General features: G+C 69.3%; 11 protein-coding genes. 2 read left to right on the forward strand and 9 right to left on the reverse strand.

Annotation, left to right across the window (positions count from 1 at the left end; genetic code table 11):
• The 4 genes from NBRGI_RS42655 to NBRGI_RS42675 all read right to left on the reverse strand — a co-directional run.
• Positions 1-6,628, reverse strand: a 6,628-nt coding sequence (locus NBRGI_RS42655) for an amino acid adenylation domain-containing protein (RefSeq protein ID WP_036562976.1), incomplete at its 3' end; no start/stop codon positions are given.
• Positions 6,629-6,812: 184 nt separating this feature from the next.
• Complete coding sequence (locus tag NBRGI_RS42665; protein WP_036562972.1) at positions 6,813-14,150, reverse strand: non-ribosomal peptide synthetase; 7,338 nt, start codon at positions 14,148-14,150, stop codon at positions 6,813-6,815.
• Between the two features lie 252 nt (positions 14,151-14,402).
• The gene (locus tag NBRGI_RS42670) at positions 14,403-15,389 is read right to left on the reverse strand and encodes a LuxR C-terminal-related transcriptional regulator (RefSeq protein WP_029903982.1); all 987 of its coding nucleotides are present in this window, start codon (positions 15,387-15,389) and stop codon (positions 14,403-14,405) included.
• 159 nt (positions 15,390-15,548) lie between these two features.
• A complete protein-coding gene (locus NBRGI_RS42675) occupies positions 15,549-16,376 on the reverse strand; it encodes a M23 family metallopeptidase (protein ID WP_036562973.1) in 828 nt (275 codons plus the stop codon).
• Positions 16,377-16,626: 250 nt separating this feature from the next.
• On the opposite strand from NBRGI_RS42675, the gene NBRGI_RS42680 reads away from it, so the two are divergent.
• Both NBRGI_RS42680 and NBRGI_RS42685 read left to right on the forward strand, forming a co-directional pair.
• Positions 16,627-17,673, forward strand: coding sequence for a nitronate monooxygenase (locus tag NBRGI_RS42680; RefSeq protein WP_029903987.1), 1,047 nt, complete (start codon positions 16,627-16,629; stop codon positions 17,671-17,673).
• A gap of 63 nt (positions 17,674-17,736) precedes the next feature.
• Positions 17,737-18,129, forward strand: a complete 393-nt coding sequence (locus tag NBRGI_RS42685) for an SCO5389 family protein (protein ID WP_014981634.1) — start codon at positions 17,737-17,739, stop codon at positions 18,127-18,129.
• Positions 18,130-18,189: 60 nt separating this feature from the next.
• On the opposite strand, the gene NBRGI_RS42690 is transcribed toward NBRGI_RS42685, so the two are convergent.
• The 5 genes from NBRGI_RS42690 to NBRGI_RS45810 all read right to left on the reverse strand — a co-directional run bounded on the left by NBRGI_RS42690 (position 18,190) and on the right by NBRGI_RS45810 (position 24,125).
• Complete coding sequence (locus tag NBRGI_RS42690; protein WP_029903989.1) at positions 18,190-19,827, reverse strand: long-chain fatty acid--CoA ligase; 1,638 nt, start codon at positions 19,825-19,827, stop codon at positions 18,190-18,192.
• A gap of 30 nt (positions 19,828-19,857) precedes the next feature.
• Positions 19,858-21,153: a serine hydrolase domain-containing protein gene (locus tag NBRGI_RS42695; RefSeq protein ID WP_051728465.1), complete on the reverse strand. Its 1,296-nt coding sequence runs from the start codon at positions 21,151-21,153 to the stop codon at positions 19,858-19,860.
• A 132-nt stretch (positions 21,154-21,285) separates the two neighbouring features.
• A complete protein-coding gene (locus NBRGI_RS42700) occupies positions 21,286-22,257 on the reverse strand; it encodes a cation diffusion facilitator family transporter (protein WP_051728470.1) in 972 nt (323 codons plus the stop codon).
• Between the two features lie 165 nt (positions 22,258-22,422).
• Positions 22,423-22,812, reverse strand: coding sequence for an ArsR/SmtB family transcription factor (locus NBRGI_RS42705; protein WP_029903995.1), 390 nt, complete (start codon positions 22,810-22,812; stop codon positions 22,423-22,425).
• Between the two features lie 350 nt (positions 22,813-23,162).
• Positions 23,163-24,125 (reverse strand): extracellular catalytic domain type 1 short-chain-length polyhydroxyalkanoate depolymerase, encoded by a 963-nt coding sequence (locus NBRGI_RS45810; protein WP_051728466.1) that lies wholly within the window; start codon positions 24,123-24,125, stop codon positions 23,163-23,165.
• Positions 24,126-24,161 lie beyond the last annotated feature (36 nt).

The following is a 24,161-nucleotide window of genomic DNA, read 5'->3' on the forward strand; positions in this document are numbered from 1 at the left end:
GAGAAATCAAATACCGCGCAAGACGATTCACCCGCGCGTCCAACTCGCCGTAGGTGACCTTCTCGCGGCCGCCACCGGGCAGATCAGTCACCAGCGCGACAGCGCGCGGGTCGGCCGCCACCGACGCATCGAGCAGCGAGGCCAAGGTGGCCGCCTCGTCGACCTGCTGTTCGGTGGCGTTCCACCGGGCCAGCACATCGTCGCGCTCGGCCGCGTCGAGCAATTCGATATCGCCGACCGGCGTGGTCGCGTCCGCGACCACCGCGGCCAGGATCCGGGTCAGCCGCTCGGCGAAGCCCTGCACCGTGGCGGCGTCGAAAAGATCGGTGGCATAGGTGAAGAAGCCGCCCATGCCCGCGGGCACACCGGACTCGTCATAGCTGTCGCCCACGATCAGATGCAGATCGAACTGCGACACCGCGAGATCGGCGTCCAGCCCCTCGACGGCGAGGCCGGGCAGCTCCAGGGCGGTGCGCGCGATGTTCTGGAACGACAAGCCCACCTGGAACAGCGGATGATGCGCCGTCGAACGCGGCGGATTCAGCACCTCCACCAAACGCTCGAACGGAATATCCGCGTGCGCGAACGCCTGCAGATCGGATTCGCGCTGCCTGCCGAGCAATTCGACGAACGGCTCGTCCGATTCGAAGCGCGTCCGGAACACCACGGTGTTGACGAACATGCCGATCAGATCATCGAGTTCACGCTCGCCGCGACCGGCCAGCGGCGTGCCGATGGCAACGTCCGAGGAGCCGGACAGGCGGGCGAGCAGCACCGCGAGCGCCGTGTGCACCACCATGAACAACGTCGCACCATGCGCCCGGCCCAACTCCACCAAACCGGCATGAGTAGCCGCATCAATCCGCACATCGACCCGCGCACCAGCCATCGACGCAATCGCCGGACGCGGTCGATCAGCAGGCAACTCCAGCCGATCCGGCAGATCCGCCAGATGCACACGCCAGAAGTCGATCTGTTGCGCCGCAATCGATTCCGCATCGGACTCAGCACCCAGCACCGCACGCTGCCACAACGCGTAATCCGCGTACTGCACCGGCAACGGAGCCCAACCCGGCGCCTCACCCGCGCTCCGCGCGGCATAAGCGACCATCACGTCACGCACCAGCGGACCCATCGAAGAGCCGTCCGCGGCGATGTGATGCACGACGACGGCGAAGACGTAGCTGTCGGCCGTGCCGTCGATCCGGTACAGCGCGACCCGCACCGGCACCTCGTCGGTCACGTCGAACGGACGCGCGGCCAGCGCGTAGACCGCCGTGGCCACCTCGGCCTCGGTCAGCACCTGCGGCGTGACGTCCAGCACGGCACTGCTCGGCGGCAGCACCACCTGGATCGGGCCCGCGTCGGTCGCCGGGTACACGGTCCGCAGCACCTCGTGCCGCGTGACCACGTCACCCAGCGCCGCACCCAGCGCCTCGACATCCAGTGCGCCCGTCAACCGCAGCGCGAACGGCAGGTTGTAGGCGGCCGAACCGGCCGACCCGTCATCGGACTGATCGAAACGGTTGAGGAACCACATCCGCCGCTGCGCCAGCGACAGCGGCAGTTCCGCCGGACGCTCGATGCTGCCCAGCGCGACCCCGGGACGACCGTGCACCTGCGAATCGACCACGGCGGCAAGGCCGGCCACGGTCGGCGCCTCGAACAGCGTGCGCACCGGCACCCGGCCGCCCACCGCGGCGCCGAGCCGCGCGACGACTTGGGTGGCGATCAGCGAATTGCCGCCGAGAGCGAAGAAATCGTCATCGGCGCCGACCCTGGTCAGGCCGAGTACCTCGCCGAACACGCCCGCCACGATCTCCTCGAGCGCGGTCGAGGGCGCACGGAATTCCCGTGCGGTGAACATCGGCTCCGGCAGCGCCTTGCGGTCGAGCTTGCCGGACGGGTTCAGCGGGAACTCGTCCAGCGCGACGACCGCGGCCGGAACCATGTAGGCAGGAAGCGTTTCCGCGACGGCGGTGCGCAGTTCCTGCGGATCGATCCGGTCGCCCGGCACCGGCACCGCGTAGGCCACCAGCTGGTCCCCCAGCGTCGACTGGCTGACCAACGCAACCGCCTGACTCACCGAAGGCTGTGCCAGCAACGCCGTTTCGATCTCACCCAACTCGATCCGCTGACCGCGGAACTTGACCTGGAAGTCGGTGCGGCCGAGGTAGTCGAGCACCATCTCGTCGTCGGTCTCCGCGCCGGCGGCCTTACGCCACAGCACCAGATCGCCGGTGCGGTACATGCGCTGTCCCGGGCCGAACGGGTTGGCCACGAACCGATCCGCGGTCAGATCCGGCCGCCCGACGTAGCCGCGCGCCAGCTGATCCCCGGCCAGGTAGAGCTCACCGGCCACCCCCTCGGGCACCGGACGCAGCCGGGCATCGAGCACGTAGACCCGGGTGTTCCACTGCGGCAAGCCGATCGGCACCGAGCCGGTGTCCGAGCCGTCGGCGGGCCAGTAGGTCACCGACACCGCGGCCTCCGTCGGCCCATAGAGGTTGTGCACGTCCGCATCGGTGACCGCGAACACCGCGTCGACCGTCGCAGGCGGCAGCGCCTCGCCGATCACGAAGATCTGTGCCAGCGTCGGGCACGCGCCCTTCGCGGTGTGCGCCGCGAACATCGTGAGCATCGAGGGCACGAAGTCGGTCACCGTCACCGACTGCGCGGCAATGGTTTCCGCGACGTAGGCCGGATCGCGATGGCCGTCCGGGGTCGCGACGACCAGCTTCGCGCCCACCCGCAGCGGCAGGAAAAAGCCCCACAGCGACACGTCGAACGTCGTAGCGGTCTTCTGGAAATAGACGTCGTCGTTGGTCAGCGGGTACTCGGCGAGCATCCACACAAGCTGGTTGACGATCGCCGCATGCGAGACGGCGACACCCTTGGGCCGCCCGGTCGAACCGGAGGTGAAGATGACGTAGGCGGGATTGAGCGGCAAGACGGGGCGCAGCAGTTCCGCCGCGCCGACGGGGCTGCCCGGGAATGCCGCGAGGTCGGCGGTGTCGAGGGTCACCGTGGCCACGCCGTCCGGCAGCGCCGCCGCATCGGCGGAAGTCGTGACCACACAGACGGGCTGGGCGGTGTCGAGGATGTGCGCGATCCGCTCGGCCGGATGATCCGGATCCAACGGCACGTACGCACCGCCGGCCGTCACGATCGCGTACATGCCGACCACGAGGTCGAGCGAACGCCGAATCGCCAAGCCGACCAGCGACTCCGCACCCACACCCTGCGAGATCAGCAGGCGGGCGAGCTGATTGACACGCTCGTCGAACTCCCGATACGTGAGCGTGGCGTTTTCGTCGGCCACCGCGACCGCGTCCGGATGGGCGCCGACCGCGCGCCGGTAGCCGTCGAGCAGCAGTTCCGGCGTGAGCCGCTGCCGGGTCTCGTTCCACTCGAACAGAATTCGGTCACGCTCGACCAGCGACAGCAGTTCGGCGTCGCCGACCGGGCGGTCGGGGTCGGCCGTCACGGCGCGCAGCAGCCGGCGCAGCCGGGCCGCGAAGCGGGCGACGGTAGCCTCGTCGAACAGATCGGTCGCGTAGGTGAACATCGCCGACAGACCCGCGTCCGCGCCCTCGTGCGGGGTCACGGTCAGTTGCAGATCGAATTTGGCTGCCGCGCCGTCCAGTTCGAGCGCCGACGCGGACAGCCCGGGTAGTTCCAACGCGGGCTTGTCCATGTTCTGGAAGAACAGCGCCACCTGGAACAGCGGGTGATGCGCCTGCGAGCGCACCGGATCGAGCACCTCGACCAACCGCTCGAACGGCAGCTCGACATGGGAGAACGCCGCTAGATCCACCGTTTTGGCGGCGACGACCAGCTCGCGGAACGACGCGCCCGGATCGATCTCGGTGCGCAGCACGAGCATGTTGACGAACATGCCGATCAGGTCGTCCAATTCGGCTTCGCCGCGGCCCGCGACGGGGGTGCCGACGGCGATATCGGTGGTGCCGGACAGCCGGGCCAGCAGAGCGGCGAACGCCGCGTGCACCACCATGAACAGCGAGGCGCCCGTGTCCTGCGCGATCGCGTCCAGTCCGGCGCGAATCCGGGCGTCCACCTCGAACACGTGCACGCCGCCCCGCCCGGAGGCCAGCGCGGGACGCGGCCGGTCCGTGGGCAATTCGAGCCGGCCGGGCAGTCCGGCCAGCGCGCTGCGCCAGTAACGGATCTGCTCGGCCGCCACCGAGGCCGGATCGCTCTCGTCACCGAGCATGGCGCGCTGCCACAGCGCGTAATCGGCGTATTGCACCGGCAGCGGGGCCAATTCGGGCGCGTTGCCCGCGCTGCGGGCGAAGTAGGCGAAGGTGAGGTCGCGCGCCATCGGCGCCATCGAGGTGCCGTCGGCCGCGATGTGATGCACCACCACGGCGAGTACGTAATCGTCGGCGCCGACCTCGAACAGCGCCATGCGCAGCGGCACCTCGGCCGCGACGTCGAAACCGGCCACGGCGAATTCGGTCAGCCTGTCCGGCAGGTCGGCGGACGCGATGTGGGTCACCGCCAGCTCCGGAGTCGCCTGCGCCGCAGGCAGAATCACCTGGTGGCCGGTGCCGTCCAGTGCGGGATAGACCGTGCGCAGGGTCTCGTGCCGCTCGATCAGATCGGCGAGCGCCGCACGCAGCGCCGCCACATCCAGCGCGCCGGTCAGCCGGATCGCGAACGGAATGTTGTTGGCCGCCGAAGCCGTATCGAACTGGTTCAGGAACCACATCCGCTGCTGCGCCAGCGACAACGGAATATGTTCCGGCCGTGACATTCGCGTGAGCGCGGCGCGCCCGCCTGCCCCGGCCAGCGGGGCGAGCCGCGCTGCCAGAGCCGCGACGGTCGGCGCCTCGAACACGGTCCGGGCCGGTACCCGGGCGCTGATCTGCGCGCCGATGCGGGCCACGACCTTCGTCGCGATCAGCGAGTTGCCACCCAGCTCGAAGAAGTCGTCGTCGGCGCCGACCGGGACATCGCTGTCCAGCAGCTCGCCGAAGATGTCTGCGACCAGCTGTTCCCACTGCCCGCTCGGCGCCCGGAACTCCTTGGTCTGTAACTGCGGTGCGGGCAGGGCGCGCCGGTCCAGCTTGCCGACCGGGGTCAGCGGGATCTCGTCGAGCACGGTGATCGCCGTCGGCACCATGTGCGCGGGCAGGCTGCGCTCGGCGAGCGCGACGAGCTCAGCGGTCTCCACCGTGGCGCCCGGAGCGGCCAGCACGTAGGACGCGAGAATCGTTGTCCCGTTCTCCAGCTGATGGCCGACGGTGACCGCGAAATCGATGCTGTCGTGCGCGGCGAGCACCGCGTCGATCTCGCCGAGTTCGATCCGGAAGCCACGCACCTTCACCTGGAAGTCGTTGCGGCCCGCGTACTCCAGCTTGCCGTCGGCCACCCAACGGACCAGGTCGCCGGTGCGGTAGAGCCGAGTCCCGTTGGTATCGAAGGGGTTTGCCACGAAGCGGGTCGCACTGAGCGCGGGCCGCTGGTGGTAGCCGCGCGCCAATTGCGCGCCCGTGATGTACAGCTCGCCGATGACGCCGTCCGGCACCGGCGAAAGGCGCTCGTCCAGCACGTACTCGGTGATCGCGCGAATCGGCCCGCCGATCGTGACCGGCTCGTCCGGCACCAACGGCGCACTGATATTCGTCATGATCGTGGTCTCGGTGGGCCCGTACCCGTTGAAGAACTCCCGAGCCCGCCCGCTCGCCACCGGAATCACCCAACGCCGCACCAACTCCGGCGGGCAAGCCTCGCCACCGGCGACCACGACCCGCAACTCGTCCAACCCGGCAGGCTCCACCGACGCCAGCGCGGCAGGCGTGATGAACGCGTGCGTCACCCCCGTCCGTCGCAGCAGAACGGCCAGTTCCTCGCCACCGAACACCGTCGGCGCCGCGATCACCATCGTCGCCGCACCACCCACCGCGAGGAGCAGTTCCAACACCGACGCGTCGAACGACGGCGACGCGAAATGCAATGTCCGCGAAGCACTCGTCACCTGGTACCGCTCGCGCTGCTCATCACAGAAACTCGACAGACCGGCCTGCGTGACCACCACGCCCTTCGGCCTACCGGTAGATCCGGAGGTGTAGATGACGTAAGCCGGATGTTCGGCATGCAGGCGGCCGACCCGGTCGGCGTTGGTGATCGGCTCGGTGGAATAGCGCTCGAGCGAGCGCAGGCAGGACTCGTCGTCGATGGCCAGCCACTCGACCTGGCCGGGCAGTTGAGCGGCGGCCGCGCGCGTGGTCAGGCCGAAGACCGCACCGGAATCCTTCACCATGTGGTCGATCCGGTCGGCCGGATAGTTCGGGTCCACCGGGACGAAACCGGCGCCCGACTTGGCCACCGCCCAGACGGCGGTCACCGACTCGATCGAGCGGGGAATGCCGATGGCGACGAGATCCTCCGGCCCGATCCCGCGGTCGATGAGCAGCCGGGCCAACCGGGTCGACCGCTCGTCCAGCTCCGCGTAGCTCAGTTGCGACAGTGTCGCTGTGGCGTCCGCATAGGTCAGCGCGATGCCGTCGGGGTTCGCCTCCGCGGCGGTCGCCATCAGCTGGGGCAGCGTGATGACCCGCGGTCGTCGGGTTCTGGCGGGGCGGACACGAGTTGGGCGCGTCATGCTCGCACCAACAGGAGTGCCTCTTTACCCTTGACGTCCCCCACTACGCGAACCATGAAACTCTGCTCATCCTGCCTGTCGAACATGTGAAACCACACCACCATCGGGTGTCGGCGTCGGACAACCCGATCTGAGTGACCATAGTCATGTTTTTTGGGGCTTGCACCCCATACCCGTCGGTCTGCTACCCGACATTCAGAAGCTCGCCGAGGGTGACCACGGTCACCTGCGACCATGCACCACCCGGAATCGGTCCGTCGGCGACCACCACGGCCCGCAGATCTTCCAGGGCCGCCGGGTCAAGGGTATCGAGGCCCGCGGAGTCGGTCAGCAGGTGGCTGACCCACTCGTCCGCGAGCGCCTCGGTCGGCTCCGCACCGGCCGGGGTGAGCACGATCGCAGCCCCGGACGACCCGGCGGCCACCGCCTCGAGTACCGCGAGCTCGGCGGGCCCGCCGAGTCGGCAGGTTCGGGACTCGAAGGTCAGGTCGGTGCGGGTGCGCAACCGGTCCACCGCCGCGGCCAGCTCGTCGTAGCCGACGGTACGGGCCCCGACGAAGGCCGGGTCCGTGCCACGCAGCACCCTGGTGCGGTGCGCGTAGGTCACCGGCCGCGGTGATTCGGCTGCGATCTGCGCGGCCACCGCGCGATCGCTCAGTACGAGCCAATCGATCTCGCCCGACTCGTGCACCCGGGCGTCGGTGAGGCCCACCTTGACGACCAGCTGCGCCGGCATCGGGTCGTCGACCGAGGACACCGGGACGACCGCGGCGCCGGCCTTGAGCACGGCCCACGTCGCGACGACGGCGTCCACGCCGCGGTCGAGCCGAACCGCGACACCGTCGCCGGGGCCGCAGCCGCGTGCGGCCAGCACCCGGGCCAGGCGCGAGGACCGCGCGTCGAGTTCTTCGTAGGAGACCGCGTCCTCGCCGGAAACCAGCGCGGGACCGTCCGGATCGTCCTCCACCACCGCGGTCAGCGCCTGGGTCAGCGCAGTGCCGGTGGTGGTCGGCGCGCCTTCGGCCCGGAACTCGGGCGACGACTCCGCCGCCGTCCGCACCCGCTCGCGCTCCTGCTCGTCCAGCAGGTCGATATCGCCGACGCGTACCTGCGGGTCGGCGACCACCGCGGTCAGGATCCGCTCCAGCCTGCGGCACAGCGCCTGCACCGTCGACTCGTCGAAAAGGTCTGTGGCATAGGTGATCGCGGTGATCAGCTCGTCCGGCGTGCCGTCCGGGCGGTGCCGCGGATCGACGTTCACCTGCAGGTCGAACTTCGCCGCGATCTCGCCGCTGTCCAACCCGGCGATGGTCAGGCCCGGCAGCTCCAGCGTCGGCTGCTCGTTGTTCTGGAACGACAGCACGACGCCGAACAGCGGGTTGTACACGGTCGCGTGGCCGGGCAGGACCACCTCGACGATGCGCTCGAACGGGATGTCGGCATTGGCGAACGCCGCCAGGTCGGTCTCGCGGGCCCGATCCACCAATTCGGCGAAGGTCGAGCGTGATTCGACCGCGGTGCGCAGCGTGAGCGTGTTGACGAACATGCCGACCAACTCGTCCAGCGCCCGCTCGCCGCGGCCCGCGATCGGCGTGCCGATGGCGATATCGGTGCTGTTCGACTGGCGGGCGAGCAGCACCGCCAGCGCCGCGTGCACCACCATGAACAACGTCGAATTGTGTTCGCGCGCAATCCGGACCAGCGCGGCGTGCACGTCGGGCGAGACCGCGAAACCGGTCGAGGCGCCGCGCATCGAGGGCACGGCGGGACGTGGCCGGTCCAGCGGCAGAGTCAGCTCACCGGTCAGCCCGTCGAGCTGCCTGCGCCAGTACGTCAACTGCTGTGCCGCAATGGATTCCGGATCATCGTCGGTGCCGACCACGGCGCGCTGCCACAGCGCGAAGTCCGCGTACTGCACCTCCAGCGGCGACCAGCGCGGCGAATTACCGCCGACCCGGGCGAGGTAGGCGGTCACCATGTCCCGGGCCAGCGGCGCGATCGAGGCGCCGTCGGCCGAGATGTGATGCACCACGAGCGCGAGCAGATGCTCGTCCGGACCGACCGCGAGCAGCAGCGCGCGCACCGGAACCTGCTGGGTCACATCGAATCCGGCGGACAGCAGCGCGGTGATCCGGGCGATCGGGTCGGTGGTCTCGACGACCTCGAGGCCGCCGGGCAATGCCTCGCCGACCGAGACGATCTGCTGGTAGGCCACCCCCGCCGGGTCCGCGGGGTACCGGGTGCGCAGGGCCTCGTGCCGCTCCAGCACATCCGCGACGGCGTTGCGCAGCGCGGGCACATCGAGCACACCGCTGAGCCGGATCGCCATCGGAATGTTGTACGCGGGCGAGTCCGGGTCGAACTGGTTGAGCACCCACATCCGTTGCTGGGCAAGCGAAAGCGGCACCCGCTCGCCGCGCTGCACCCGGGCCAGCGGCGGGCGGGCGCCCGCGGCCTTGGCGGCGCCGGGCACTACCCGCGCCGCCAGCGCGGCCACGGTAGGCGACTCGAACAGTTCCCGCACAACGAGATTCGCATCGAGCGCCTCGTTGATCCGGGCGACCACCCTGGTGGCGAGCAGCGAGTTCCCGCCGAGCCCGAAGAAGTCGTCGTCCAGGCCGATCTCCTGCGCGCCGAGCAGACCGCCGAACACCTCGGCGACCGCCTGCTCGACCGGCGAACTCGGCGCGCGGAACGCGGCCGTGCTCGCGAATTCCGGCGCGGGCAAAGCCGTCCGGTCCAGCTTGCCGTTGGGCGTCAGCGGCAGCGCGTCGAGCACGACCAGTGCGTCCGGCACCATGTAGCCGGTCAGGAATTCGCCTACCTGGCCACGCAATTCGAGCGGGTCGAGCTGCGCGCCGGTATCGGGCACGACGTAGCCGATGAGCCGGTCGCCCGCGTGCTCGTCGGCGCGCACCAGCACCACCGCCTGACTCACGCCGGGGCAACGCAGCAGCGCCGACTCGATCTCGCCGAGCTCGATGCGGAAGCCGCGCAACTGCACCTGCTGGTCGCCGCGGCCCGCGTACTCGAGCGTCGCCTGGCCGCCGAAGCCGACCCAGCGGCCGATATCGCCGGTGCGGTACATCCGGGATCCCGGCGTACCGAACGGGTTCGCGACGAACCTGCTCGCAGCGAGACCGGGACGGCCGAGGTAACCGCGGGACAGCTGCGCGCCCGCGACATAGATTTCACCCGCGACACCCACCGGCGCCGGGTGCGTCCGATCGTCGAGCACATACGCGTCCAGACCGGGCAGGGCGCGGCCGATGACGCTGGCCGCGTTGTCGGCCATCTGCTCGTCCAGCGACAGGAACGACACGTGCACCGTCGTCTCGGTGATGCCGTACATGTTGACCAGCCACGGCGCGTCCACCGCGTGACGCTCGTACCAGCGCTGCAACTGGCGCAGGTCCAGCGCCTCACCGCCGAACACCACGTAGCGCGGCGCGAACTTCGCCTGATCGCCCGGTTGGGCGGCGCGGTCGGCCTCGGCGAGCTGGTAGAACGCCGACGGGGTCTGGTTGAGCACGGTGACCTGCTCGCGAATCAGCAACTCGCGGAACAGTTCCGGCGACCGGGAGGTCAGGTAGTCGACCACCACCACGGTGCCGCCGTTGGCCAGGGCGCACCACAGCTCCCAGACCGAGAAGTCGAAGGCGAACGAATGGAACAGCGTCCACACGTCGGTCTCGTCGAACTCGAACATCATCTGCGTGTTCGCGAACAGCTGCACCACATTGCGGTGCGCGACACCGACGCCCTTGGGCACGCCCGTCGAACCCGAGGTGTAGATGACGTAGGCCAGGTTGTCCGGGCGCAGCGGCGCGCTCCGCTCGCCGTCGCGCACCGGCGCGTCGGCGAAATCGCCGGTCTCCTCCAGCAGGATGACCGGGATATCGCCCGCGGGAATGGATTCCAGCTCGCTCGCGGTGGTCAGGATGCATGCCGGAGCGGCATCGCCGAGCATGAATTCCAGTCGCTGTCTCGGATAGGTCGTGTCGATCGGCAAGTAGCCCGCGCCGGCGACGAGCACGCCGAGCAGCGCGACCGGCAACTCCTCGGTACGCGGAACGGCAACGGCCACCAGCGATTCCGGACCCGCGCCGCGGGCGATCAGGGCCCGCGCGACCCGGTTGGCCCGGCGCTGGAGTTCACCGAAGGTGAGGGTGGTGTCGCCGAAGCGGATCGCGCCCGCGTCCGCACGCCTGCGGGCCTGCGCACCGATGAGGTCGACCAGCGTCACCTCGGGCACCGCGACGCCGGGGCTGTTCCATTCGTGCAGCACCAGTTCGCGCTCGCCCGGGGCGAGCACATCGATATCGCCGACCGTCACCGTGGCGTCGCTCGCGACCGCGGCCAGGATCCGGCCGAAGCGGTCGGCGAAGTCCTGCACGGTCGCCTCGTCGAACAGGTCGGTGGCGTAGGTGAAGGCCGCCGACATGCCCTCCGGCGCGCCGTGCCGGTCGATCCGCTCGACCAGCGCGAGTTGCAGATCGAACTTGGCGAGCGGCATCGCGAGCTCGACCGCCGAGACCGAGAGGCCGGGCAGCTCCAGTTCGGTGCGCGCCAGGTTCTGGAAGGTCAGCATCACCTGGAACAGCGGATGCCGGGCCGCCGAACGCGCCGGATCCAGCAGTTCCACCAGCCGCTCGAACGGCACGTCGGCGTGCCCGAACGCCTCGACGTCGATCCGGCGCACCTCGCGCAACAGCTCGTCGAAACTCACCCCGGAATCGATATTTGTCCGCAGCACAAGGGTATTGACGAACATGCCGATCAGGTCGTCGAGCGCGGCCTCGCCGCGTCCGGCCACCGGCGTGCCGACAGCGATGTCCCTGGTGCCGGACAGGCGCGACAGCAGCACCGCCAGCGCCGCGTGCACCACCATGAACAGCGTCGAATTATGGCTGTGCGCAAGGCGGCTCAGCGCGGCGTGCACCGCACCGTCGATCTCGAAGGCGAGCGTGGCGCCGTGGTTCGACGCCACCGCGGGACGCGGCCGGTCGGCGGGCAGCTCCAACTGCTCGGGCAAGGCCGCCAATTCGGTCCGCCAGTAGGCGATCTGCTTGGCCAGCACCGATTCCGGATCGTCCTCGGCGCCGAGGATCTCACGCTGCCACAGCGTGTAATCGGCGTACTGCACCTCGAGCGCGGGCCACTGCGGCGCGCCGCCGCGAATCCGGTCCAGGTAGGCGGCCATCAGGTCGCGCGTCAGCGGCGCCATCGAGAAGCCGTCACCCGCGATGTGGTGCACCACGCAGATCAGCACGTGCTCGGTCTCGCCGAGGACGAGCACCCGCACCCGCACCGGCGGCGCGGCGGTCACGTCGAAGCCCGCGGTCACCGCGGCGGCGACCAGTTCCGGCAGCCGGTCCTCGGTGGCCTGCTCGACCACGAATTCCGGGACGGCCTGCGGGTCGCCGGCCGGCAGCACCTGCTGGTAGCCCTCGCCGTCGACATCCGGGTACCGCGTGCGCAGCACCTCGTGCCGTTCGGCGAGGTCGCGCACGGCGGCGCGCAACGCGTCGAGATCGAGCCGGCCCGAAAGTCGTACGGCGGCGGGAATGTTGTTGACCGCACTGGCCGGATCGAACCGGTTCAGGAACCACATCCGCTGCTGCGCATAGGACAGCGGCACCCGCGCCGGGCGCGGGCGGGCGTGCAGCGCCTGTCCGGCGGCCGAACCCGCGTGCCGCTCCACTCGCTCGGCGAGCGCGGCCACGGTGGTCGCCTCGAACAGCAGCTGCACCGGCACCCGCACGTTCAGCGCCGACCCGATCCGGGCGGCGGCCTGCGCGGCGAGCAGCGAATTGCCACCCAGTTCGAAGAAGTCGTCGTCCGCGCCCACCCGGCCGTCGTCGCCGGCCATGAGCAGGGCGGCGAACACGTCGGCGACGATCTCCTCGACCGGCGTGGACGGCGCGCGAAAAGCCTTGGCGGCGAACACGGGTGCCGGCAGCGCCGCACGGTCCAGCTTGCCGACCGGGGTCAGCGGGATCTCGTCGAGCACCATGATGGCGGCCGGAATCATGTACGCCGCCAGGGATTCCCCGAGGAACTCGGCGAGTTCTCCGGTGTCCACGGTGGTTCCGGCGCGCGGCAGCACGTAGGACACCAGCGCGGTCGCGCCGGAGGGCAGCGTCTTGCCGAGCGTCGCCGCGTAGTCGATGTCGGGGTGCGCGGTGAGCGCGTTGTCGATCTCGCCCAGTTCGATTCGGAAGCCACGGATCTTGACCTGGAAGTCCGAGCGGCCCAGGTATTCGATGGCCCCGCCGTCCTCGGCGCGGCGCACCAGGTCGCCGGTGCGGTAGAGCCGCGCCCCGGGGTTACCCGTATCGGCGCCGAACGGGCTGGCCACGAAGCGTTCCGCGGTGAGACCCGGACGGCCGAGGTAGCCCTGGGCCAGCGCGGGCCCGGACAGGTACAGCTCGCCGACCACACCGGCGGGCACCGGCCGCAGCCGCGAATCCAGTACGAACGCACCGACTCCCGGGATCGCGGTGCCGATGGTGATGAGCTCGTCCGGGGCCAGCTGCGGGGTGCTCGTGGCCAGAATCGTGGCCTCGGTGGGACCGTAGCCGTTGTAGAACTCGCGATCGCCCGCCCAGCGGTTGAGCAGTTCCGGACCGAACTTGTCGCCGGCTACCACGACGACGCGCAGGTCGTCCAGATCGGTCGGATCGACCGACTCCAGCGCGCCCGGCGTGATCAGCATGTGCGTGACCCGTTCGCGCCGAAGCAGATCCGCGAGTTCGTAGCCGCCGAACACCGAGGGCGGCGCGATCACCAGCGTCGCGCCCGCGGAGAACGCGAGCAGCAGCTCCAGCACCGAGACGTCGAAGTTCGGCGAGCACACGTGCAGCACCCGCGAGTCGGCGGTGACGTCGTAATGGTCGCGCTCGGCGGCCACCAGGCCGGCCAGACCGCTGTGGGTGACCACGACGCCCTTGGGGCGTCCGGTCGAGCCCGAGGTGTAGATGACGTAGGCCGGGTGCCGCTCGTCCAGCGGGCGCACCCGGTCGGTGTAGGAGATCGGATGCTCGGGACGGGCCGCGATGCGCGCGGACTGCACCGGGTCGTCCAGCTCGATCCAATAGACGCCGGTGCCGAGCACCGGGCGATGCGCCGAGGTGGTGAGCCCCACCTTGGCCCCGGAGTCGGACAGGATGTGGTTGATCCGGTCGGTCGGGTAGGCGGGATCCACCGGGACGAACGCCGCGCCCGTCTTCGCGATCGCCCACACGGCGACGACCGATTGCAGGCTGCGGGCGATGCCGATGGCGACCACATCGCCGGGTCCGACGCCGCGCTCGATCAGTTCCCTGGCCAATCGCGACGACTGGGCGTCGAGCTGGCCGTAGGTGAGTTGACGGTCGTCGTCGGGCAGGCCCGACGGATTGAACCGGATGGCGACCTCGGCGGCCGCGGATTCGACGGCGGCGGTCAGCAACTGCCCGAACAGCGGGCTGCCCGACCTGCGGCGACGGCTACCACGAGCGGAACGACGGGCAGTTTCCATTCGAGTGCATTCACCTCTCGCGTCGAGCTAGGACCCGGCCCTGCCCATAACAAGGGCGTATCGTCCGGGGCCAGCGCGGTTCCGAGCAATCATATAAGGGACTGATCGGTGTCCACGCGTGCTGTCTTGGATTGATACGGCCCGCCTGGCAGCGGTCCGCGCGCCCCTGGAAGCGCTGTCTTGCCAGATGCCAGGAGTTATATCGGTATCCGACCGGTCTTGTTGCAGGAGTACCCGGATCGGTGAACTAGTTCACAGCCAACCCCGCCGGGTCGCCTGCACCCCGGCCTGGAATCGGGTACTCGCGCCGAGCCGCTCCAGCAGTCGCGCGGTCCGGCGGACCACAGTACGCCGCGACATGCCGAGCCTGCGGGCGATGGTGTCGTCGGTCGCACCGAGACCCATCAGGGTCAGGATCGCGCGGTCGCGTTCGTCGAGGGCCTCCGCCGTCGGGTTCACCGAAATCGGGGCGGCCAGGGACCACAGCACATCGAACGTTTTGATCAGCAGGTCCAGCGCGGGTGAGCCGGTGATCCGCAAGCCCATGGGGTCCGGGCGACGTTCGTCGACATGCAGCACCAGGCTAGCGCGTTCGTCGTCGCTGATGATGAGTTTGAACGGCGGCTCGGGCAACGTCCGCGCCTGTGCCCCACTGGCATTGGTGGACAGCGCGTGCCGCAGCCGCTCCGGATCCTGATAGATGGTGTCCTGGTAGAGCGTTTGGTAGCGGATGCCTTCGCCCAGCCGACTGCGCTTGAGCTGGAACAACTGTCGCTCACGGTCGAGATCGCTGAGATAGGGGCCGCGCTCGACGACCTTGACGCAGGTGCGCGCGCTGGTCTGCATCTCCTCGAAATCGGCCAGCATCTCCAGCCGTTCGAACACCGGCACCACCGCGCCGTTGCTGCGCGGGGAACGGCGCACCGAGCGGAACGTCTCGCTGAGCCGCGCTGCGGCCGCGTGCATCTGGTTGATCTGCTGCTGCCGGCGCCGAGCTTCGGCCTCCGACAACGATTCCGGCGCGTGCGCGTCCCAGACCACCGGCTCGCCATCGGCCGCGGGCACCCGCACGGCGGCGCGCAGCTGGCACAGCACGTCCAGCGAGGCTGCGGCGGAGTCCTCCGAAACGCCTAGATACTGCGCGATATCGGCGAGGCTCGACCGCGGATGATGCACCAGCACGGCGTAGGTTCGGCCGTGCGGCGATCCCGGCTCGAAGATGTCGCCCAAATCACTCACGGCCGCACCTCGCGCACACTCGGCGCCGCCGTGACCGGACGTGCTGCACTCCACGCTCCCTCGCTCACGAATCGAGCCTAATGACCGATTGGGTCTCGTGGGGAACCCTGCCCGGCAATGGCCGGCGGGAGCGCTGGAATATCAAGCCGGACAGCGGAATCAGTGGGCCGAAGGTCCCCACTGCAGCGGCACGCCCTTGGCCGCGAGATACGGCATCGGGTCGATCTTGCTGCCGCCCCGGTCCCAGATCTCCAGGTGCAGATGCGGTCCGGTGGACTGGCCCCGGTTGCCGACGGTGGCGATCACGTCACCGGCGTTGACCCGCTGGCCCTCCTGCACGAGCATCTCGTTCACGTGGCCGTACACCGCAGTGGTGCCGTCGTCCTGCAGCACGCGCACCCACAGACCGAAGCCGGACGCGGGGCCCGCCTCGATCACGGTGCCGTTGCTGACCGAGTGGATCGGCGCGCCGAGATTGTCGGCGAAGTCGAGACCGTAGTGGAATTCGCCCCAGCGGCTGCCGAATCCGGAGCTGATCGCGCCGGCGACCGGACGGACCGCGGTCTGCGGCGCGGGCGCGACCTGCTGTTGCACGCCCTTGAGGATCTGCTCGGCCTGGGCCAGCGGACCGGCGACCTCCGGCGGCAGATTCTGCAGGCCGAACGGAGCGGCGGCGATGGGTGCGGCGACCTGACTGGCGACGGGCACCTCGGGAGCGGGCGCCTCCGGCGCCGCAGCGGCGGCCTTGGCCTGCGCGACCGGCAGGATGCCGGTGCCCTTCACCACGATGGGGGCGTCTGCCTCGTCGCCGTCGTGCGCGCCGGGGAGCAGCGGGCTGGCGACCGCGGGGGCGACCTGGCTCACGGTGCCGATCAGGGCGCCCGCGGCGACCGCGACACCGGCGGCGACCTTCACTCGATCGGCCGCGGTCGACTCGGCGCGATGCCGCGTCGGCCGACCCGAAATATCATCGCCGATGAGGCTCATGACGGTAATGGAACTGGGGCCTACCCGGTGGTGCGACACAGCTGCGTCCTTGCGTCCGAAGAACAGTGGTTCAGCGGAGCCGGGCCGGTCGCGGGCTGCCGATTCGGTAACGATCCGGTGAAGCTTGCGATGTAACGGTTTGGCATCCGTTGTGACGGGAACTCTATCCCGGCGTGACCATTCCGCAACCTTCTGCGCGAAAGACGCAGGTAAACAACGGGTCGGACGTCCAGTAAGCAACACTGGAGCCGTGATCATCGATGACTTGAACATCCCGATCGTGCTCGCTCCGATGGCCGGCGGCCCCTCGACGCCCGAGCTGACCGCCGCCGTCACCCAGGCCGGCGGCTTCGGCTTCCTGGCCGCCGGTTACCTCAGTGCGGCCGACACCGCCGCCCGGATCGCCGCGACGCGCACCACCACCGACGGCCCCTTCGGCGTGAATCTCTTCGTGCCCGGTCCCGCGACCCCCGACGCCGAGTTCGCCGCCTATCTCACCGAGCTCGCCCGCGACAACGAGGTCGGCCCCGCCAAGTACGACACCGACGACTGGGACGCCAAACTCGACCTGCTCGTCGCCGACCCGGTCGCGGCCGTCTCCTGTACCTTCGGTTGCCCCACTGCCGCCGAGATCGCCCGGCTGCACGACGCGGGCTCGGAGGTCTGGGTGAGCGTGACCTCGCCCGCGGAGGCCACCATCGCCGTCGAGCGCGGCGCGGACGTGCTGGTCGCGCAGGGCGCGGAAGCGGGCGGGCATCGCGCCACCTTCGTCGACCGGGTCGCCGACGACGCCACCGATCCGCTCGGCCTCATCGCACTGCTGCAACTGCTGCGCGCGGCGACCGACCGCCCGATCGTGGCCACCGGCGGCCTCAGCACCGGCGCGGGCATCGCCGCAGCACTCGCCGCGGGCGCGGCCGCCGTGCAACTGGGCACGGTGTTCCTGCGCTGCCCGGAGGCGGGCACCAATCCGGTGCACCGCGCCGCGCTGTCGGCGTCGACGCCGACCATGCTCACCCGCGCCTTCACCGGCCGCCGCGCGCGTGGCCTGCGCAACGAGTTCATGACCGAGCACAGCGCGACCGCACCGGTGGCCTATCCGGAGATCCATTACGCCACGGCGCCTTTGCGCGCGGCGGCGCGGTCGGCGGGCAACCCGGACAAGGTGAACCTGTGGGCGGGGCAGACCCACACCCTGGCCCCCGAGCTACCGGCCGGCGAACTGGTCCGCGCCCTGGCCGCCGAGACGAAAACCGCACTGAATGCAGCACTTTCGCGGCGAATCCAGGATTGTTGACAACGACTTTCGATTAGAATCGAGACGCATCGCATCAGCCATCCACCCCCGGAGGAGAGCGCTATGTCCCTCGATGTCCCCACCGCACTGCTCGAACGCGCCGAACGCGGCGAAGTCGACGACGCGGATTTCGTCGAATGTGTCCGCAATTCGCTGCCCTACGCCTGGGAGGTCGTCAGCCGGGTCGCCGGTGAACTGCACTCCGGCACAGCCGAATACGCCGACAACGTGGTGCCGCCGCCGGACGAGGTGGCCCGTGGCCAGCTGTTGCGCGCCATGGCCTCCGACGCGATCCGCGGCGGGTTGGAACGGCACTTCGGGGTGAAGCTGGCCTTCCAGAACTGCCACCGGGTGGCGGCCTTCCCGATCGCCGCGGTCGGCGGCGAGACCTACAGCACGTTCATCGGCACCAGGGCCCAGCTGCTCAATCAGAGCCCGGAACTGCGTAACTGCTGATCCGTCCGCATAACAGCCCGGCGCGGCAAGCGATTTCGCCGCACCGGGCTGCCGCGACGTTCAGGACAGGGTGGTGACCGTCAGGTCGCCGTCGGCGTACTGTGCACGCAGGCGCTTCTTGTCGAACTTGCCCACGCTGGTCTTGGGCACCTCCGCGATGAACGTCCAGCGTTCCGGCAGTTGCCATTTCGCGAACTTGCCGGCCAGGAAGTCGCGCAGTTCGTCAGGCTTGGCCTGCGCGCCCTCGGCCAGCACGATCGCGACCAGGGGCCGCTCGTCCCACTTCTCGTCCGGCACACCGATCACCGCCGCCTCGGCGACGGCGGGGTGGCCCATCACGGCGTTCTCCAGATCGACCGACGAAATCCATTCGCCGCCCGACTTGATCACGTCCTTGGACCGGTCGACCAGGGTGAGATAGCCGTCCGGGCCGATCCGGCCGACGTCGCCGGTGCGCAACCAGCCGTCGTCGAACTTGTCCGGGTCGACCACCGCGCCGTCCGGTGCGTAGTACGAGCCCGTGATCCACGGGCCGCGAACCTCCAACTCGCCCAGCGCCACTCCGTCGTTGGGCAGCACCGTGCCGTCGTCGCCGACCAGCCTGGCCTGCACGCTGGCCGGGAACCGGCCCTGGGTGTAGCGGTACTCCCAGGCCTCGTCGCCGGTCGCGCCGGTCGGCGGGTGCGCCACGCTGCCGAGCGGCGACGTCTCGGTCATGCCCCAGGCGTGCAGGATCTTCACGCCGTGCTTCTCCTCGAACGCGCGCATCATCGACGGCGGCACGGCCGAACCGCCGACCACGGCGGTCCGCAGATGCGTGATGTCCTGCGGATGCGCGGCGAGGCCGGCCAGCACGCCGCCCCAGATGGTCGGCACCGCGGCGGCGAACGTCGGGCGCTGGTCGGCCATCATCTCCAGCAGCGGACCCGGCTGCAGGAATCGGTCGGGCATCAGCACATTCGCGCCCGACATCAGCGCCGCGTAGGGAATGCCCCAGGCGTTGGCGTGGAACAGCGGCACGATGGCGAGCACCGTGTCGTTGCCGGAGAAGCCCATGCCGCTCGGCGAGCACACCTGCATGGCGTGCAGCCAGTTGGAGCGATGCGAGTAGACCACGCCCTTCGGGTCGCCGGTGGTGCCCGAGGTGTAACACATCGCGGCGGCGGAGCGTTCGTCGATCACCGGGAAGTCGTAGGTATCCGGTTGCCCGGCAAGGAGTTCGGTGTAGGAGTGCACCTGCACGCCCTCGGGAGCGGCCAGCGTCGACGCGTCGCCGTTCACCACGATGACGTGGCGCACCGTCTTCAGGTTCGGCAGATACTGGGCGAACATCGGCACCAGGGTGCCGTCGACGAGCACCACCTGATCCTCGGCGTGATTGGCCACGAAGACGAGTTGATCGGGGAACAACCGGATGTTGAGCGCGTGCAGCACGGCCCCCATCGCGGGCGCCGCGATGTAGGCGACCATGTGCTCGTTGTTGTTCCACATGAAGGTGCCGACTCGATCGCCGACGCCGATGCCCAGCCCGCGCAGGGCGTTCGCCAGCCGCGCCGCTTCCGCGCCGAGTTCGCGATAGGTCATGGTGCGCACGCCCGTACCGGTCCAGGTGGACACGGTCGAATCGCCGACAAACGTCGATGCGTAGCGCAGCAACGTCGCCAGCGACAAAGGCTCGTCCTGCATAGTGCTCAACATCGGAACTCCTTTTTCTTCAGTGACTTCCACTCAGAAAGCCAAGTCTGTTGCGGCCACCTTCGGAGTCTCCGATGTGATGCCGTAGAGCAGCCCGACCCAGCGCACCAGCTCCGGGTACAGAATCGGTTTGCCGCTGGTGAGCACGGCACACGACAGCGCGCGTTCCGGGTCGGCCCAGGCGGCATTGTTGGTGAAACCGAGATGCCCGAAGGCGCGCCGGGTGTCGGGGCCGTACAGGCTCACCACCCGGCCACCGAGCATCGGGCCGTACCCGAAGCCGAAGTTCATCCCGAGCGACAGATCAGGCTCGATCCGCGACTGCGGAACCAGCGCCGCCGCAATAGTTTCCGGCCGCAGCACGCGGACGCCGTCGAGTTCGCCGCCGCGCCGGAAGATCTCGTAGAAGCGCGAGAGCTCGTTGGCGGTGCTGACGATATTCGCCGAGGGCGCGACGATACCGAGATAGGCGGGGTCGTTGCCGATCTCGACCGCCTCGGCGAAGGGCACGCCCAGCATCCGCTCCAGCGCGAGCGACAACGGCGGCAGCGGCGTCAGACCGGTCCGGTAGTTCTTCGCGAGCAGCGGGAAATCCGCCTCTGACACACCGTAATTGGTCCAGCGGAAGGACAACGGGCGCAGGATCTCCGTCGCCAGCACGGTGCGGATATCGGTGCCGGTGACGCGGTGCACCACCTCACCGAGGATGAAGCCGCCCGACAGCGCGTGATAGGACTGGAACCGGCCGGGCGGCACGGACGGCCGGACCGCGCACAGATTCCGCACCAGCAGTTCACGATCCGCGACAGCCGCGGCCGTCAGCGCCTCGCGCGGCAGATTCGCCACCCCGGAACGATGCGCGAGCACCTGCCCGACGGTGATGGATTCCTTACCGTGGCAGCCGTATTCGGGAATGTAGGTGCAGACCGGCGCGTGCAGATCGATCAGGCCGCGTTCCACGAGCAGATGCACGACGAACGCGGTGACGCCCTTGGACGCCGAGTAGGTGACGAACGGGGTGCTCGGGGTCGCGAGCACCTTGGGCGTCTCCGGTACGTCCTCGGGCCCGTTGCCGTGCGCGTGACCGAGCGCCCGATCGAACACGATCTCGCCGTGCCGGCGCACACAGACCTGAATGGCGGGATGCACGCCGCTGCGGTAGACCAGTTGCATCCGCCGCCAGATGCGCTCCGCGTAATCGGGAGGCAGTCCGAGATCACCCGGATCCGCCTCCGCGCCGATGGTGGCGACCGAGGCCGGATCGTCCGGAATCCGGCTCCGATGGAGCAGGTCGGGCAGCTTCGGGAGGTTCCGGACGCGCGTCAGCATGGTTCACCGAATTCCGACCATGAGCCGCATCACATCGCGAATGCTACCCAACGGTAAACACCCGAGGGCAGCGCTCATCGGGAATGCACTCGGGAGACCAATCGGACAGCACCTGCCTTCAGTTTCGGCAGGTCAGCTGGGACGCGCCGCGGAGACGGCACGGACCACTCGGCTCACGTGCGCCGGATAGGCGTGCACCAGCGCGGTGTCGAGCTTGGGCACGACATGTGTGAGGGTGTGCTCGGCCTCGTGCGCGAGGCGGTGCGCCTCGGCGAGGGTGATGGTCGGGGCGACGTCCAATTCGACGTCGGCATGCAGGCGGTGGCCGATCCAGCGCATCCGCAGGCTGCGCACACCCTGCACCCCCGGTTCGGCGGCGAGCGCCCGCTCGGCGTCGGTCACCAGCCCCGGCTCGACCGCGTCCATCAGTCGGCGCAGCACGTCCCTGGCCGCGGTACGCAGCACCGCGAGGATGGCGAGCGTGATGAGCAGGCCGACGATCGGGTCGGCGAGCGGGAACCCCAGCGCGACGCCACCGGCTCCGAGCAGCACGGCCAGCGAGGTGAAGCCGTCGGTGCGCGCGTGCAGGCCGTCGGCGACCAGCGCCGCCGAGCCGATCCGCCGGCCGACCCGGATGCGATACAGCGCGACGGTCTCGTTGCCCAGGAAGCCGATGAGTCCCGCGGCGGCGACCCAGCCGAGATGCCCGATCGGCACCGGCTCGATCAGCCTGCGCACCGCTTGATAGCCCGCGATCAGCGCGGACAGGGCGATCATCGCCACGACGAACAGCCCCGCGAGATCCTCGGCGCGCCCGAAACCGTAGGTGTAGCGCCGGGTCGCCGCGCGGCGCCCGAGCGCAAAAGCGATCCAGAGCGGGACCGCGGTCAACGCGTCGGAGAAGTTGTGAATCGTGTCGGCCGCCAAGGCAACCGAGCCGGACACGGCCACCACGAGCACCTGTGCCACGGCCGTCACGCCGAGCACCACGAGACTGATCTTCACCGCCCGGATACCCACCGCACTGGCGGTCAGGGCGTCGTCGACGCTGTCGGCCGGATCGTGACTGTGCGGCACGAAGATCTCGCGCAGCGCCCCGCGCAGTCCCTTCGGGTGCTCGTGCGCATGCGGGCCATGATCGTGCCCGTGACCGAAAGGCGTGTCGTGCGTGTGTACTTCGCTGTGGTGTTGGTGAGGTTGCTCGTCGCCGAGTCCGTGCCGGTTCGCGGTATGCACTGCGTCACGCTCCGAGATCTTTTGTCCAGTAACTTATTTCGCTTCGGTTCCGGTATCCGGCAGCCCGCGCACGACGTCGCCGCGGTGATGCGGCGGGATCCCCGGGCCCGCGTGCTCGGCGTTGTGCACCGCGTCCACCACAAGTTGCCGGACGTGCTCGTTCTCCAGGCTGTAGTAGATGGTCGTGCCGGCGCGGCGGGTGCTGACCAGTCGCGCCATTCGCAACTTGGCCAGATGCTGCGAGACGGACGGGGCGGGCTTGCCGATGTAGTCGGCCAGGTCGTTGACCGACAGCTCGCGGTCGACGAGAGCCCACAGCACGCGAACCCTGGTGGCATCGGCCAGCATCCGGAAAACCTCGACAACCAGGCCCACCTGATCGTCCGCGAGACGCGGGCGCGGTTTCTGGCTATCTGCATTCATACGCAGATAATAGACCACACGAATGCGACACGTCCCCAGGGGCTCATCGGGCCCACCGGACCGGAATGGCGGCGACACCCCCTGCGTGGCCGCCGACATGCCGGTCCGTCCCCTATCGAACCGATAACTGTCTAGTCGCTATGGCGCTTGTGCGCCAGGCGACCGGCCGATCAACACACTAATGAGACAATGCTGGTCGGCGCGCCGTCTTTCGCAGCACCGCATCCAAGCCTGTGACCTGCGCGAATGCGCTTGTGGCGCAGGGCAGTACACATCCCCGGAACGTGCGCTCATCTGCACGTGCATCGCGGGGCGACCGGTCGTCTACGCCCGTTTTCCTGCGATTTCGTTCAACCGCACGCCTGCCGCGGACCGCCGAGCCGGTGCGCCAGCAGGAAACTCATCAACTGTCGCTGCAGGTCGAGACCGCGTGCCGACTGCATCAGCAAACCTCCGCCGATGTGATCCGGCCCGATCGGCGTGCGGAATTCGGCGAGCAGACAGTCGCCCGCGGCGTAGCGCTCGATGGTGGTCGGCACCGGATCGGCGGACGCGGTGACCATGCTCGGCACCGCGGGCACTGTCGCGTCACCCGCTCGCGCATAGGCGCCGAGCCATTGCGTCAGGTTGGCCCGTCCGATCGGATACAGGCTGGTCTGATCGGCCAAGTCTTGGAGGAAGAAGCCCGGAACCGGGCGGGCCCGCGCGCCCATCGCATCGACGATCGACGTACCGCTCAGATCGGCGGCGAATGTCTTCAGGTCGATTCCGTAAGGGCCGCCCGCCATCGGTGCGATCGCCGCGTACAAGTCTGGGTAGCCAGCTGCCAGCACCGTGGACATCGCGCCGCCCGCGGAATACCCGCCGGCGTACACCCGTGCGCGATCCAGCCCGAACTCCGCGATCAAAGCACTGGTGAGGTCGGCGATGATCGACGATTCCCCCTGTCCGCGTGACTGATTCGCCGGGTCGAACCAATTCCAGCAGTACCGCTCGTTGGCCGCCGCGGTCTGGATCGGATAGGCCAGTACGAAACCGAACTCGTCCGCCAACCGGGTCAGCGAGAAACCGGTGTCGGCCAGCTGACTCTGCGGATCGGTGCAGCCGTGCAGGTAGATCATCAACGGTTTGCCCGCCGTATCTCCCGGCGGCACATGCAAGTAGTAGTCGCGCGAACCCGCCGCGTTGGTGAAGCTCCGCTCGATCGGCGCTGCCTGCGCGGCGGGCGTCTCGGCGATCAGGAATTGCAGACCCAGCGCGAGCAGGGCGAGCAGCACGACCGACAGCCTGCCGCGACGAGTACCGCGCACCATCGAGTTCCTTCCGGCCGATCTGGCGTTAGCGTAGGG

Source organism: Nocardia brasiliensis IFM 10847 (assembly GCF_000710915.1).
In the GTDB taxonomy this organism is placed as follows: domain Bacteria; phylum Actinomycetota; class Actinomycetes; order Mycobacteriales; family Mycobacteriaceae; genus Nocardia; species Nocardia brasiliensis_A.